We start from the raw sequence: 15,240 nt of genomic DNA on the forward strand, positions 1-15,240 counted from the left end.
TAAACATTTGGTCGGTAATGACTGTCGGTGAGAGAACAGCTCCCGACCAATTGTTAAAAGGGCAGAGATGCCTCTGCTCAGCTGAAGGGCGGAAGAATTCGGCTGAATGAGTGTTGGCGGTTGCAGGAGCTGATATGGACTGGTTCTTGGCTAACTGAATAGCTGATTATTCAGCGTAAGGTATCGCTGGTAGGATCGCCTCTAATCTTTCCCCAAGAAGCCGCCAGGCCTCAGTTTTTTCCTTTGCATAGTCGTGATGTAAATAATGCCGACGCACTTTGGATCCTCCGAGTAAGTGGTTCTGGCAGCGATCAATGATCTCCAGTGTTACCCCCAGCTCTTGCATCATGGTCGCGCCAGTTCGGCGCAAGTCATGTGGAGTCCATTCACCTTTGGCACCATTGCTCAGTACTAACGAGTCGTCATGATGGCGACCCGCTAGGGGCTTGCTGCGGTCCTTGAAGCGACACTGCCGGTCTCCGATGAGCTTGCTGACCGTCTTGGTGTCGACGTGGTTTTTGCCATCCTTGCTGGGGAAGCAGAACGGTGTATCGCTAGTTTCTTTGTGCAGCCGCTTGAACTGCTCAAGCGCAAAAGCTGAGAGAAAGACGTGGTGATCCTGGCGTTTACCCTTATGCCCCTTGGTCGCTTCGGCCGGGATGAACCAAGTGCCTTTCTCCAGATCCACGTGGCGCCATTCCGATTTGAGCAGTTCGCCGATGCGGCAGAGGGTGCTTAGGCAGATCCATACGGCGCATTGCACGCGCAGATTAACTGGACGGATGCCGGAGTATTTTTGGCCGGCGGGTAAGGCCTCGTAATCACGCTCCAGGCGCTCGAAGATGTCACGCAGCTCGCGAATCTCATCCGGCGAAAGCAGTCGGTCGCGCTGTTCTTCGTAGTCGTGATCCAGCAGCTTGCTCACGTCGATCAGGTCGGCAGGATTGCCGTCCGCCATCAGGGTGCGCCACGGCTTACGTTTTTCTCCCCAACGCAGCATCTGGCCGATGTCCTTGCTGCGGATCACGACGGTACGGTTCAGGCCGCGCGCTTTGACTGAGCGTAGGACGGTGAGTAAATCTTTCTCTGTCAGGCTGCGAAGCGGCTTCTTGCCAATGAGGGGGAGTACGTCTTTTTTGAAGCTGCGGATCAGTTCAGCATTGCCATCCTGCCGAGAGACGCCGTCGCGTATCCATTCGTCAAACAGATCTGCCACTGTTTTGTTTTCCGCAGCTTCACGCTCAGCCTCAGCAATAGTGGCGGCAACCGCAGCTTGTGCCTCGATCCGCGCTGCTTTGGCGGCAAGAGTAGGGTGCAAGCCTTTCGTAACAAGGGTCCGGGCTTCGTCTCGCTCAGATCGGATTTGCACCAAGCTTTTCTTCGGCCAGCTGCCCAGCCGCTTTCGGGTTCTGGAGCCATCCAGCTTGAATTCATAGCTGAACTGAACCGTGACTCCGCGCACGCCAGCTCGCACCTCGGCAACCAGTCCACCATCCTCTCGGAAGACCTTTCCGTGATCTTCAGCCGTGAAGGCCTCTAGTTGTTTTATCGTCAGCTTGGCCACTCTCTACCCTTCGTAAAATTCTTCACGCCTGAATTTTGTGCCACTTTTGTGCCACCGAAACGCTTGGCTGGTGGTGGACGATAGTGGACGCTATGGGAAGGTAAAATAGCCTGAAAGCCCCGTAATTTCTAGGTTTTGCGTTGTTTGTGGATGTCTATGATGATCTATGGAAATCCATCAATTAAGCGCATGGGGTGCAAGGGGTAGAGTGTTCGAATCACTCCGTCCCGACCATATACCTCAACGACTTAGGCCAGTTCGGTAACGACTGGCCTTTTTCGTTTCAGGGATATTTCATCCTGCCTTCCTCCTCAGTATCGTCAGGGCCGGCCCGCGCGAGTCGGTAGCCGAAATCTGGTTGGCCTCATCGATCAGTTTTCCCAGCTCTGTCGCCGAGTAGTGACTGGTGATGCTGACGTTCTTGTGGTCCAGCAGGGCCCGTCTGTCTTCCTCGGTGACACCAGCTGCCCGAAACCCTCTTCTCCTGAAGGTGTGCTTCAGGTCGTGGATGCGGAGCGAGGCGAATCCCTTCGGTGCCGGTCGTAGGAAATGTTCCTGGTACTTCTTCGCCGCCCTGATCCGGGCCTTCTTCCAGGCCGAATCGTTCATCCGATGAACCGGTGTCGCCTTGCCGTTCCTGTCGGGCGGTTCCATACGGGAATACCCCGACTGGATCCAGGCCACGTTGCCCCTCGATGACCGATTTGGCCACCGTGTTCAGCACGACCAGCCGTTTCTCTCTGTTCTTCACCCCGATCCCTTGTTCCTGCCGCCGAAGCCCGAAGGAATCAGGAGCATGCTGATGTCCAACTCCGATACCGGGATCCCAGTCCCGCCTGGGGAGCATAGCGATGGGTGCGAAGTTGCTTGATGAGCTCTCGGGGATTGGGTAGTGGTGGGCTGGATTCTACCCGGGAGAGCTGTTGAAGCCTTTTGCAACCTGTATCTGGACCTGAAGAGAGTGGCCAGAAGGTGGTTCATGCGCCCCAAATCACCGGAACGGGATGCGGTTGGCGCGCGGTGAAGGGTGCCTTTACTCGCGCCAGGAAATTCAGTAATTTGCCGCCCACTCTGCGGTACGGGGGCGAAGGGGCCAGTCGCTCCGTCCCGGCCAAATCGATAGGGAAAGAAGCCCGGTTCGGAAACGGCCGGGCTTTTTCATGCGTGTATTTATCGTAGTGTGGATGCTTGCCTGGTGTGAGTCTGGGTGATGCCTGAGAGAGGAAATAGCCATGCGCGAGCGTTTGCTGGCGGCGGAGAAGGTGAAGTCGATCGACTGGCTGGCGGGACGGTTGAGCTTGCTGGATCAGCGCAAGCTGCCAATCGAAGAGGTTTGGCACAGTTACGGCTCTGCCGCCGAGGTGGCTGGCGCGATCAGGGATATGGTCGTGCGTGGCGCGCCGGCCATTGGGATCAGTGCAGCTTATGGATTGGTGCTGGCAGTGCGTGCCCGACTCGCGGCTGGCGGGGAGTGGCGTCAGGCGCTGGAGGAGGACTTCCGGGTGCTGGCCGACTCCCGCCCGACGGCGGTCAATTTGTTCTGGGCCTTGAATCAGATGCGTGAGCGCCTCGAGCGCCTCAAGCCCGGCGAAGATCCGTACGTTGTCCTGGAGGCTCAGGCCATTTCCATTCACGACAGCGATCGCGAAGCCAATTTGGCGATGGCGCAGTTCGGTGTCGACCTCATTCGCAGGTACCAAGGCAATCCGCAGAACCTGCTCACGCATTGCAATACCGGCGCATTGGCTACCGGCGGTTTCGGGACTGCGCTCGGGGTCATCCGTGCGGCGCATCTGGAGGGGCTGGTGGAGCGGGTCTACGTGGACGAGACCCGCCCCTGGCTGCAGGGCTCACGGTTGACCGCCTGGGAGCTGCTCGGCGATGGAGTGCCGACGACGCTGAATGTCGATTCCGCTGCCGCCCACTTGATGAGGGCGCGCGGCATCTCCTGGGTCATCGTCGGTGCCGATCGAATCACAGCCAATGGCGATGTGGCGAACAAGATCGGTACGTATCAGTTGGCCGTGCTCGCCATGCATCATGGTGTGCGCTTCATGGTGGTGGCGCCGAGTTCGACGATCGACATGGGCTTGGAAAGCGGCGAAGAGATCCCCATCGAAGAACGGGCCGGCAGCGAGCTGCTAGAGGTCAACGGACAACGCTACGCGGCTGATGTCGAGGCATTCAACCCGGTGTTCGACGTGACACCGGCCGATCTGATCGATGCCATCATCACCGAGAAAGGCGTGGTCGAACGCCCCAGCGCGACGAAGATGGCCGAATTGATGAACCGCAAGCGCCTGCACTGACCCCCTGTCGCTCCCGGGTATATGACATGCGAGGAAGGAGCGTCCGAGGCGGCCTTTCCTCGGCGCGACACTCAGCTTAACGCTGCCGTCTGTGTTACCATCCCGCGCTTATCGCAGGACCCTGCTGACTATAAGGAACCAGGCTTCCATGGGCGAACTGGCCAAAGAAATCCTCCCGGTCAATATCGAAGACGAGCTCAAGCAGTCCTACCTTGATTACGCCATGAGCGTGATCATCGGCCGTGCGCTACCGGATGCGCGCGATGGCCTGAAACCGGTACACCGTCGCGTACTGTTCGCCATGAGCGAGCTGGGCAACGACTGGAACAAGCCGTACAAGAAATCCGCCCGTGTGGTCGGCGACGTGATCGGTAAATACCACCCCCACGGCGACTCGGCGGTCTACGACACCATCGTGCGCATGGCACAGCCGTTCTCGCTGCGCTACCTGCTGGTCGACGGCCAGGGCAACTTCGGTTCGGTCGATGGCGACAGCGCCGCGGCGATGCGTTACACCGAAGTGCGCATGGCCAAGCTGGCGCACGAGCTGCTGGCCGACCTGGACAAGGAAACCGTCGACTGGGTGCCCAACTACGACGGTACCGAGCAGATCCCGGCGGTCATGCCGACCAAGATCCCCAACCTGCTGGTCAACGGCTCCAGCGGTATCGCCGTGGGCATGGCGACCAACATCCCGCCGCACAACCTCGGCGAGGTCATCGATGGCTGCCTGGCGCTGATCGAGAATCCCGATATCGGCATCGACGAACTGATGCAGTTCATCCCCGGCCCGGACTTCCCCACCGCGGGCATCATCAACGGCCGTGCTGGCATCATCGAGGCCTACCGCACCGGTCGCGGGCGCATCTACATCCGTGCGCGCGCCGATATCGAGGACATCGACAAGGTCGGCGGCCGCCAGCAGATCGTCATCACCGAGCTGCCCTACCAGCTGAACAAGGCGCGGCTGATCGAGAAGATCGCCGAGCTGGTCAAGGAGAAGAAGCTCGAAGGCATCACCGAGCTGCGCGACGAGTCCGACAAGGACGGCATGCGCGTGGTCATCGAGCTGCGCCGCGGCGAAGTGCCGGAGGTGATCCTCAACAACCTCTACGCGCAGACCCAGTTGCAGAGCGTCTTCGGCATCAACGTGGTGGCACTGGTCGACGGCCAGCCGCGCACGCTGAACCTCAAGGAACTGCTGGAAGCCTTCGTCCGCCACCGCCGCGAAGTCGTCACCCGACGTACCGTCTATGAACTGCGCAAGGCGCGCGAGCGTGGCCACATCCTCGAGGGCCAGGCGGTCGCGTTGTCCAACATCGACCCAGTGATCGCGCTGATCAAGGCCTCGCCGACGCCGGCCGAGGCGAAGGATGCGCTGATCTCCACCGCCTGGGAGTCGACTGCGGTCGAGGCGATGGTCGAACGCGCCGGGGCAGATGCCTGCCGTCCGGAAAACCTGGATCCGCAATACGGCCTGCGCGACGGCAAGTACTTCCTGTCACCGGAACAGGCCCAGGCGATCCTCGATCTGCGCCTGCACCGCCTGACCGGGCTGGAGCATGAAAAGCTGCTCAGCGAATACCAGGAAATCCTTACCCAGATCGGCGAGCTGATCCGCATCCTGACCAATCCGGTGCGTCTGATGGAAGTCATCCGCGAAGAGCTCGAAGGCGTCAAGCGCGACTTCGGCGATGCGCGCCGCACCGAGATTCTCGAATCGCGCCTGGACCTGACCCTGGCCGACCTGATCACCGAGGAAGAGCGCGTCGTCACCATCTCCCACGGCGGCTATGCCAAGTCGCAGCCGCTGGCGGCCTATCAGGCGCAGCGCCGCGGCGGGCGCGGCAAGGCGGCCACCGGTGTGAAGGAAGAGGATTACGTCGAACACCTGCTGGTCGCCAACAGCCACACCACGCTGCTGTTGTTCTCCAGCAAGGGCAAGGTGTACTGGCTCAAGACCTACGAGATTCCCGAGGCCTCGCGTACCTCGCGCGGCCGGCCGCTGGTGAATCTGCTGCCGCTCGATGAGGGCGAGCGCATCACCGCCATGCTCCAGGTCGACCTGGAGGCGCTGCGCAAGCAGGCGACCGACGCTGACGAGGAGCTGGAAGAGGCCGAAGGGCAGGTCATCGAGCACGACGAGCTCGACGATGCCGAAGGCGAAGAGGCCGACGGCGACGAGAAGGACGAGCCGACCGGCGCCTACATCTTCATGGCCACCGCCAACGGCACGGTGAAGAAGACCCCGCTGGTGCAGTTCAGCCGGCCGCGCACCTCCGGGCTCATCGCGCTGAAGCTGGAGGAGGGCGACACCCTGATCGCCGCGGCGGTGACCGATGGCGCCCAGGAAGTGATGATGTTCTCCGACGGTGGCAAGGTGATCCGCTTCAAGGAAAGCAAGGTTCGCATCATGGGCCGAAACGCCCGTGGCGTGCGCGGTATGCGCCTGCCCGAGGGGCAGCAGATCATTTCCATGCTGATTCCCGAGCCGGGTGCGCAGATCCTCACCGCCTCCGTGCGTGGCTATGGCAAGCGCACGGCGATGGACGAATTCCCGCGGCGCGGGCGTGGTGGCCAGGGTGTGATCGCCATGGTGACCAACGAGCGCAACGGCCCGCTGGTCGGTGCCGTGCAGGTACTCGAAGGCGAGGAGATCATGCTGATCTCCGACCAGGGCACGCTGGTGCGCACCCGCGTCGACGAGGTGTCCTCGCTGGGCCGCAATACCCAGGGCGTGACGCTCATCAAGCTGGCCAAGGGCGAACACCTGGTTGGCCTGGAGCGGGTGCAGGAGCCGTCCGAAGAGGAGGTGCTGGAAGACATCGATGCCATGCTCGGTGAGGAGGCGCTCGAGAAGGAGATGCCCGTGGTCAGCACCGAGCCGAACGAGGACGAGTTGCTCGGCGGTGGCGGCGACGTGCCGCCGGATGTCGTGCCCACCGACGACGAAGACTGATTGGCATAGGCGTCTCCATGTGAAGGGGCGCCGGACAGGCGGTAGGAGGGCGGTCGGCGAAGGCGCCGGCCGCTCGGTTCCTGGTTTCAATATCGAGCAAGAGCGAGAGAGAACAGCAGTGAGCAAACGCGCTTTTAACTTCTGTGCCGGTCCGGCTGCGCTTCCCGAAGCCGTCCTTCAACGCGCCCAGGCGGAGCTTCTCGACTGGCACGGCAAGGGCCTGTCGGTGATGGAGATGAGCCACCGCAGCGAGGACTACACCGCCATCGCCGAGAAGGCGGAGGAAGACCTGCGTGAGCTGCTGGCGATCCCGTCGAACTACAAGGTGCTGTTCCTGCAGGGTGGGGCCAGCCAGCAGTTCGCCGAGATTCCGCTGAACCTGCTGCCCGAGGACGGCGTCGCCGACTACGTCGATACCGGCATCTGGTCGCGCAAGAGCATCGAGGAGGCGCGTCGTTTCGGCAACGTCAATGTCGCGGCGAGCGCCAAGCCCTACGATTACTTCGCGATTCCCGGGCAGAACGAATGGCGGCTGAGTGACAACGCCGCCTATCTGCATTACGCCAGCAACGAGACCATCGGTGGCCTGCAGTTCGACTGGGTCCCGGAGCTGGGCGACACGCCGCTGGTGGTCGACATGTCCTCGGACATCCTGTCGCGCTCGATCGACGTTTCGAAATTCGGCCTGATCTATGCCGGGGCGCAGAAGAACATCGGCCCCTCCGGCCTGGTGGTGGTCATCGTCCGCGAGGATCTGCTCGGCCGTGCGCGTTCCAGCTGCCCGACCATGCTCGACTACAAGGTCGCGGCCGACAACGGCTCGATGTACAACACCCCGGCAACCTTCTCCTGGTATCTCTCCGGGCTGGTCTTCGAGTGGCTCAAGGAACAGGGCGGCGTGGCGGCCATGGAGCAACGCAACCGGGCCAAGAAGGAACTGCTCTACGGCGCCATCGACGCCAGCGACTTCTATACCAACCCGATCGCCAGCAATGCGCGCTCGTGGATGAACGTGCCGTTCCGCCTGGCCGACGAGCGCCTGGACAAGACCTTCCTCGCCGGCGCCGATGCCCGCGGCCTGTTGAACCTCAAGGGCCATCGCTCGGTCGGCGGCATGCGCGCCTCGATCTACAACGCGGTCGGCCTGGATGCGGTCGAAGCCCTGGTGGCCTACATGGCCGAGTTCGAGAAGGAGCACGGCTGATGAGCGACGCTGATCAGCTGAAGGCGCTGCGCGTTCGCATCGACAGCCTCGATGAGAAGATCCTCGAGCTGATCAGCGAGCGTGCGCGCTGTGCCCAGGACGTCGCGCGGGTCAAGACCGCGGCGCTGGCCGAGGGCGAATCCGCGGTGTTCTATCGCCCCGAGCGCGAGGCCTGGGTGCTCAAGCACATCATGGAGCTGAACAAGGGGCCGCTGGACAACGAGGAGATGGCGCGGCTGTTCCGCGAGATCATGTCCTCCTGCCTGGCGCTGGAGCAGCCGCTGCGTATTGCCTATCTCGGCCCGGAGGGCACCTTCTCCCAGGCGGCGGCGCTCAAGCATTTCGGTCATGCGGTGATCAGCACGCCGATGGCAGCGATCGATGAAGTGTTCCGCGAGGTGGTCGCCGGGGCGGTGAACTTCGGCGTGGTGCCGGTGGAGAACTCCACCGAAGGCGCGGTCAACCACACGCTGGACAGCTTCCTCGAGCATGACATCGTGATCTGCGGCGAAGTGGAACTGCGTATCCATCACCACCTGCTGGTGGGCGAGACGACCAAGACCGATCGCATCACCCGTATCTATTCCCATGCCCAGTCCCTGGCCCAGTGCCGCAAGTGGCTGGATGCGCACTACCCGAACGTCGAGCGCGTGGCGGTCTCCAGCAACGCCGACGCCGCCAGGCGGGTGAAGAGCGAGTGGAACTCGGCGGCCATCGCCGGCGACATGGCGGCGCAGCTTTACGGGCTGACCAAGCTGGCGGAGAAGATCGAGGATCGCCCGGACAATTCCACGCGCTTTCTCATCATCGGCAACCAGGAAGTGCCGCCGACCGGCGACGACAAGACCTCGATCATCGTCTCCATGCGCAACAAGCCGGGCGCGCTGCACGAGCTGCTGGTGCCGTTCCATGCCAATGGCATCGACCTCACCCGCATCGAAACGCGGCCGTCGCGCAGTGGCAAGTGGACCTACGTGTTCTTCATCGATTTCCTCGGCCACCATCAGGACCCGCTGATCAAGGACGTGCTGGAGAAGATCGGCCAGGAGGCCGTGGCACTGAAAGTGCTGGGGTCCTATCCGAAGGCGGTACTTTAAGAAGCAGCTGGAAGCTGGAAGCTGGAAGCTGGAAGTTCCGGGGCAGTGTGGATTGCTTCAGGCTTCAGGCTTCAGGCTTCAGGCTTTCAGCTCCAGCGGAGCTGAATATGCCCTGTGATTTCCTCGCCCTGGCCCAGCCGGGTGTGCAAAAGCTGTCGCCCTACGTGCCGGGCAAGCCGGTCGACGAACTGGCGCGCGAACTGAATCTGGACCCGGCGGGTATCGTCAAGCTGGCCAGCAACGAGAATCCGCTGGGCCCCAGTCCGAAAGCGCTGGACGCGATCAGGGCCGAACTGGCGGAACTCACCCGCTACCCGGACGGCAACGGCTTCGTTCTCAAGCAGCGGCTGGCCGAGCGCTACGCAGTGGGTGTCGATCAGGTAACGCTGGGCAACGGTTCCAACGACATTCTCGAACTGGTCGCCCGCGCCTATCTGGCACCGGGGCTGAACGCTGTATTCAGCGCCCATGCCTTTGCCGTCTACCCCATTGCCACCCAGGCGGTCGGCGCGCAAGGCCGTGCGGTGCCGGCGAAGAGCTGGGGGCACGATCTCGAGGCGATGCTGGCCGCCATCGATGCAGATACCCGCGTGGTCTTCATCGCCAATCCGAACAACCCGACCGGCACCTGGTTCGATGCCGACGCGCTGGGCGCTTTCCTCACCCGCGTACCGCCGCATGTGCTGGTGGTGCTCGACGAGGCCTATATCGAATATGCCGAGGGCAACGCGCTGCCCGACGGTCTGGCCTTCCTTGCCGACCATCCGAACCTGCTGGTGTCGCGCACCTTCTCCAAGGCCTACGGCCTGGCGGCCTTGCGCGTCGGTTATGCGATCAGCTCGCCTGTCATCGCCGACGTGCTCAACCGCGTCCGCCAGCCATTCAACGTCAACAGCCTCGCTCTGGTGGCGGCTTGCGCCGCGCTGGATGACGCCGATTACCTGTCCGCCAGCCGTCGCCTCAACGATGCGGGTATGCGGCAGCTGGAGGAAGGCTTCCGCCAATTGGGGCTGAGCTGGATTCCTTCGAAGGGCAACTTCATTGCGGTGGATTTCGCCCGCGACGCCGCGCCGATCAATCAGGCGCTGCTGCGTGAAGGGGTGATCGTGCGCCCGGTCGCCGGCTACGGGATGCCGACGTTCCTGCGCGTGTCCATCGGGACCGAGCCGGAAAACGCGCGCTTTCTCGAGGTGCTGCGCAAGGTGCTCGTCCCGTGAGCCAAACCATGCTCGCGCGGCGGGCCGAGCCCGTTCTCGACCGCCTGGTGGTGATCGGGCTCGGGTTGATCGGCGGTTCCTTCGCCAAGGGGTTGCGTGAGGCGGGGCTGTGCCGCGAGGTGGTCGGTTTCGATCTGGATACGCGCTCACGCGAGCTGGCGGTCGAACTGGGTGTGGTGGACCGCTGCGCCGATACGCTGGCCGAAGCCTGCCGTGATGCCGACCTGATCCAGCTGGCGACGCCGATCCTGGCCCTCGAAAGGCTGCTGGGCGAGCTGGCGCAACTGGACCTGGGCGATGCGGTCATCACCGACGTGGGCAGCGCCAAGGGCAATGTGGTGCGTTGCGCGCGCAAGGTGTTCGGTAGCATGCCGGCGCGCTTCGTGCCCGGGCATCCGATCGCGGGATCGGAAGCGAGCGGCGTCACGGCGGCCAAGGGCACGCTGTTTCGCCGGCACAAGGTCATCCTGACACCGCTGGACAATACCGATCCCGGCGCGCTGGCGCTGGTGAGTGCGCTCTGGGCCGCGCTGGGCGCCGACGTCGAGCACATGGACGTCGAGCATCACGACGAGGTGCTCGCCGCGACCAGCCACCTGCCGCACCTGCTGGCATTCGGCCTGGTTGATTCGTTGGCCAAGCGCCACGAGAATCTCGAAATCTTTCGCTACGCGGCAGGTGGTTTTCGCGATTTCACCCGGATTGCCGGCAGCGATCCTGTGATGTGGCACGACATCTTCCTCGCCAATCGCGAGGCGGTACTGCACACCCTGGACGATTTTCGTGCCGACCTCGATGCCTTGCGCGCCGCGGTCGATGAGGGCGACGGGCATACCTTGCTGGGCGTGTTCACGCGCGCCCGCGCAGCCCGGGAACATTTCAGCAAAATACTGGCTCGCAGAGCCTATGTGGACGTTATGCATTCCAATGACCTGATCTTCCTGGCCAATCCGGGCGGCAGCCTGACCGGCCATCTGCGTGTCCCGGGCGACAAGTCCATTTCCCACCGCTCGATCATGCTGGGCTCCCTGGCCGAGGGCACGACCGAGGTCGAAGGCTTTCTCGAAGGCGAAGACGCCCTGGCGACCATCCAGGCGTTCCGCGACATGGGTGTGGTCATCGAGGGGCCCCAGCAGGGTCGCGTGACCGTGCACGGCGTAGGCCTGCGCGGTCTGCAGGCGCCGCCCGGGCCGATCTATCTCGGCAACTCCGGCACCTCCATGCGCCTGCTCGCCGGCCTGCTCGCTGCCCAGCCGTTCGACACCACCCTGACCGGCGATGCCTCGTTGTCCAAGCGGCCGATGAACCGCGTCGCCAAGCCGCTGCGGGAGATGGGCGCGGTGATCGAGACGGCGGCGGAAGGGCGCCCGCCGCTGACCATTCGCGGCGGCCAGCGGCTGTCCGGCATGTATTACGAGATGCCCATGGCCAGCGCCCAGGTGAAATCCTGCCTGCTGCTGGCTGGCCTGTATGCGGCCGACCGCACCTCGGTGACCGAGCCGGCACCGACGCGCGACCATACCGAGCGCATGCTGCGTGGTTTCGGCTATCCGGTACAGGTGGAGGGCAGCACCGCCACCGTCGAGCCCGGGCACAAGCTGCATGCCACGCATATCGAAGTGCCGGCGGATATCTCGTCGGCGGCCTTCTTCATGGTGGCGGCCAGTATCGCCGAGGGCTCCGACGTGCTGCTCGAGCATGTCGGCATCAACCCGACCCGTACCGGCGTGATCGACATTCTCAAGCTGATGGGCGCCGATATCTCGCTGGAGAACCCGCGTGAAGTGGGCGGCGAGCCGGTAGCCGACATCCGTGTGCGCGGTGCCCAGCTCAAGGGCATCGATATTCCCGAGGAGCTGGTACCGCTGGCGATCGACGAATTCCCGGTGCTCTTCGTCGCTGCCGCCTGCGCCCAGGGTCGCACCACCTTGCGTGGCGCCGAGGAGCTGCGCGTCAAGGAGTCGGATCGTATCCAGGTGATGGCCGACGGCCTGCAGACCCTGGGTGTCAAGGCCGAGCCGACGCCGGATGGCATCGTCATCGAGGGCGGCCCCATTGGCGGTGGCGAGGTCTGGGCGCATGGCGACCACCGTATCGCCATGTCCTTCAGCGTGGCGGCGCTGCGCGCCAGTGCGCCAATCCGTATTCATGACTGCGCCAACGTGGCGACGTCGTTTCCCAACTTCCTCGCACTGGCCCAACGGGCCGGCATGCGGGTTCATTCGGAGGGCGGCTCATGATCAGGCCGGTGCCGGTCATCACCATCGACGGGCCGAGCGGTTCGGGCAAGGGCACGGTCGCCGCGCTGCTCGCCGGCAAGCTCGGCTGGAATTTCCTCGACTCGGGCGCGCTGTACCGCCTGCTGGCCTTCGCGGCGCGTAACCACGGGGTCGACCTGACCAACGAGGAAGCGCTCAAGGTGCTCGCCGAGCATCTCGATGTGCAGTTCGGACCTGCACGCGACGGCCACGGGATGATCATCATCCTCGAGGGCGAGGACGTCACCGAGGCCATCCGCAACGAGCAGGTGGGCGCCGGCGCCTCGCAGGTGGCTGCGCTGCCGGTGGTGCGTACCGCGTTGCTGCAGCGGCAGAAGGCCTTTCGCGAGGCTCCGGGCCTGGTGGCCGATGGCCGCGACATGGGCACGGTGGTGTTCCCCGATGCGCCATTGAAGATATTCCTCACCGCCAGTGCCGAGGAACGCGCGCGCAGACGCTTCTTGCAGTTGAAGGCACGGGGCGATGATGTTAATCTCGCGAGTCTTCTTGAGGAGATTCGGGCGCGTGACGAGCGCGATACCCAGCGTAGCGTAGCGCCGCTGAAACCGGCAGCAGATGCGGTTCAGCTGGATTCCACTACACTCTCCATCGAGCAGGTACTGGAAAGAATCCTGAGCGAAGTCGCCAGCCGCGATTTCGCCGGATAACCGGAACGCCGAAAGGCGGCCAGGCAGCCTGGATGAGAAGCAGGGCCGACGCACTGCCTGCATCGGGCTGTTAACAAGGAGGCATGTGGGAGACCAGATCCAGTCCCACAGGCCTTTTTTTATATGAATGAACCCACATTGTCTGGAATGTGGAGATTGGGCGGATTTCCGTCCGAAAACAGCAGGAATCAACATGAGCGAAAGCTTCGCAGAACTTTTTGAAGAAAGCCTGAAATCCCTCGACATGCAGCCGGGCGCCATCATCACCGGTATCGTGGTCGACATCGACGGTGACTGGGTCACCGTGCATGCCGGTCTGAAGTCCGAGGGCGTCATCCCGGTCGAGCAGTTCTACAACGAGCAGGGCGAGCTGACCATCAGTGTGGGTGACGAGGTCCACGTTGCTCTGGACGCGGTTGAAGATGGCTTCGGTGAAACCAAGCTGTCCCGTGAAAAGGCCAAGCGCGCGGAATCCTGGATTGTTCTGGAAGCGGCTTTCGCTGCAGAAGAAGTGGTCAAGGGTGTCATCAACGGCAAGGTCAAGGGTGGCTTCACCGTCGACGTCAACGGCATCCGTGCGTTCCTGCCGGGCTCCCTGGTCGATGTCCGCCCCGTGCGCGACACCACTCACCTGGAAGGCAAGGAACTCGAGTTCAAGGTCATCAAGCTGGACCAGAAGCGCAACAACGTTGTCGTTTCCCGTCGTAGCGTCCTGGAAGCCGAGAACAGCGCCGAGCGCGAAGCCCTGCTGGAATCCCTGCAGGAAGGCCAGCAGGTCAAGGGTATCGTCAAGAACCTCACCGACTACGGCGCGTTCGTCGACCTGGGCGGCGTGGACGGCCTGCTGCACATCACCGACATGGCCTGGAAGCGCATCAAGCATCCGTCGGAAATCGTCAACGTCGGCGACGAGATCGACGTCAAGGTGCTGAAGTTCGACCGCGAGCGCAACCGCGTCTCCCTGGGCCTGAAGCAGCTGGGCGAAGACCCGTGGGTGGCCATCAAGGCCCGTTACCCGGAAAACACCCGCGTCATGGCCCGCGTCACCAACCTCACCGACTACGGCTGCTTCGCCGAGCTGGAAGAGGGCGTCGAAGGCCTGGTGCACGTTTCCGAAATGGACTGGACCAACAAGAACATCCACCCGTCGAAGGTCGTACAGGTCGGCGACGAAGTGGAAGTCATGGTTCTGGACATCGACGAAGAGCGTCGTCGTATCTCCCTGGGCATCAAGCAGTGCAAGTCCAACCCGTGGGAAGACTTCTCCAGCCAGTTCAACAAGGGCGACCGCATCTCCGGCACCATCAAGTCGATCACCGATTTCGGTATCTTCATCGGCCTGGACGGCGGCATCGACGGTCTGGTTCACCTGTCCGACATCTCCTGGAACGAGCCGGGTGAAGAAGCCGTGCGCCGCTTCAAGAAGGGCGACGAGCTGGACACCGTCATTCTCTCGGTCGATCCGGAGCGCGAGCGCATCTCCCTGGGCATCAAGCAGCTGGAAGACGATCCGTTCTCCAACTACGCCGCCGTGAACGACAAGGGCAGCATCGTGCGCGGTACCGTCAAGGAAGTTGATGCCAAGGGCGCGATCATCGACCTGGGCAACGATATCGAGGCCACTCTGAAGGCTTCCGAAATCAGCCGCGACCGCGTCGAAGACGCGCGCAACGTGCTGAAGGAAGGCGACGAAGTCGAAGCCAAGATCATCAGCATCGATCGCAAGTCCCGCGTGATCAGCCTCTCCATCAAGTCCAAGGACGTCGAAGACGAGAAGGATGCGATGAAAGAGCTGCGCACCAAGCAGGAAGTTGAAAGCACCGGCCCGACCACCATCGGTGATCTGATCCGTGCACAGATGGAAAACCAGAACTAAGTTCGGGTTCTTCATGAAAAAGGGGCGACTTCGGTCGCCCTTTTTTTTGGCCTGCTAACCCTGGCGGTCATCTTCGGCGCGTCGCAAG

General features: G+C 62.7%; 9 protein-coding genes and 1 pseudogene. 8 read left to right on the forward strand and 2 right to left on the reverse strand.

Annotated features, from left to right (window positions below; all coding sequences use genetic code 11):
- Positions 1 to 166: 166 nt before the first annotated feature.
- Positions 167 to 1,564, reverse strand: coding sequence for a tyrosine-type recombinase/integrase (locus CXK94_RS21690; RefSeq protein WP_049246601.1), 1,398 nt, complete (start codon positions 1,562 to 1,564; stop codon positions 167 to 169).
- Between the two features lie 294 nt (positions 1,565 to 1,858).
- Positions 1,859 to 2,377 (reverse strand): annotated as a pseudogene (locus CXK94_RS21695) (tyrosine-type recombinase/integrase); the annotation flags it as partial.
- Between the two features lie 419 nt (positions 2,378 to 2,796).
- Between CXK94_RS21695 and mtnA the strand changes: the two are divergent.
- The 8 genes from mtnA (at position 2,797) to rpsA (ending at position 15,152) form a co-directional block, all read left to right on the forward strand.
- Positions 2,797 to 3,873: an S-methyl-5-thioribose-1-phosphate isomerase gene (gene mtnA, locus CXK94_RS21700; RefSeq protein ID WP_102895824.1), complete on the forward strand. Its 1,077-nt coding sequence runs from the start codon at positions 2,797 to 2,799 to the stop codon at positions 3,871 to 3,873.
- Positions 3,874 to 4,021: 148 nt separating this feature from the next.
- Positions 4,022 to 6,832 carry a DNA gyrase subunit A gene (gene gyrA / locus CXK94_RS21705; RefSeq protein ID WP_102895825.1) on the forward strand — a complete coding sequence of 937 codons (2,811 nt, stop codon included), beginning with the start codon at positions 4,022 to 4,024 and terminating at the stop codon, positions 6,830 to 6,832.
- 118 nt (positions 6,833 to 6,950) lie between these two features.
- Positions 6,951 to 8,036 (forward strand): 3-phosphoserine/phosphohydroxythreonine transaminase, encoded by a 1,086-nt coding sequence (gene serC / locus CXK94_RS21710; RefSeq protein WP_102895826.1) that lies wholly within the window; start codon positions 6,951 to 6,953, stop codon positions 8,034 to 8,036.
- Positions 8,036 to 9,133, forward strand: coding sequence for a prephenate dehydratase (gene pheA / locus CXK94_RS21715; RefSeq protein WP_037037134.1), 1,098 nt, complete (start codon positions 8,036 to 8,038; stop codon positions 9,131 to 9,133). Before serC ends, pheA begins: the two co-directional genes overlap by 1 nt.
- Positions 9,134 to 9,240: 107 nt before the next feature.
- Positions 9,241 to 10,350 carry a histidinol-phosphate transaminase gene (gene hisC / locus CXK94_RS21720; protein WP_102895827.1) on the forward strand — a complete coding sequence of 370 codons (1,110 nt, stop codon included), beginning with the start codon at positions 9,241 to 9,243 and terminating at the stop codon, positions 10,348 to 10,350.
- A gap of 8 nt (positions 10,351 to 10,358) precedes the next feature.
- On the forward strand, positions 10,359 to 12,590 hold the full coding sequence (locus CXK94_RS21725) for a bifunctional prephenate dehydrogenase/3-phosphoshikimate 1-carboxyvinyltransferase (RefSeq protein WP_102895828.1): 2,232 nt from the start codon (positions 10,359 to 10,361) through the stop codon (positions 12,588 to 12,590).
- On the forward strand, positions 12,587 to 13,276 hold the full coding sequence (gene cmk / locus CXK94_RS21730) for a (d)CMP kinase (protein WP_102895829.1): 690 nt from the start codon (positions 12,587 to 12,589) through the stop codon (positions 13,274 to 13,276). Before CXK94_RS21725 ends, cmk begins: the two co-directional genes overlap by 4 nt.
- Before the next feature lie 193 nt (positions 13,277 to 13,469).
- A complete protein-coding gene (gene rpsA, locus CXK94_RS21735; protein ID WP_037037140.1) occupies positions 13,470 to 15,152 on the forward strand; it encodes a 30S ribosomal protein S1 in 1,683 nt (560 codons plus the stop codon).
- The last annotated feature ends 88 nt before the right edge of the window (positions 15,153 to 15,240 follow it).

Origin of the sequence: Stutzerimonas stutzeri (assembly GCF_002890915.1) — a bacterium.
Classification (GTDB): domain Bacteria; phylum Pseudomonadota; class Gammaproteobacteria; order Pseudomonadales; family Pseudomonadaceae; genus Stutzerimonas; species Stutzerimonas stutzeri_AF.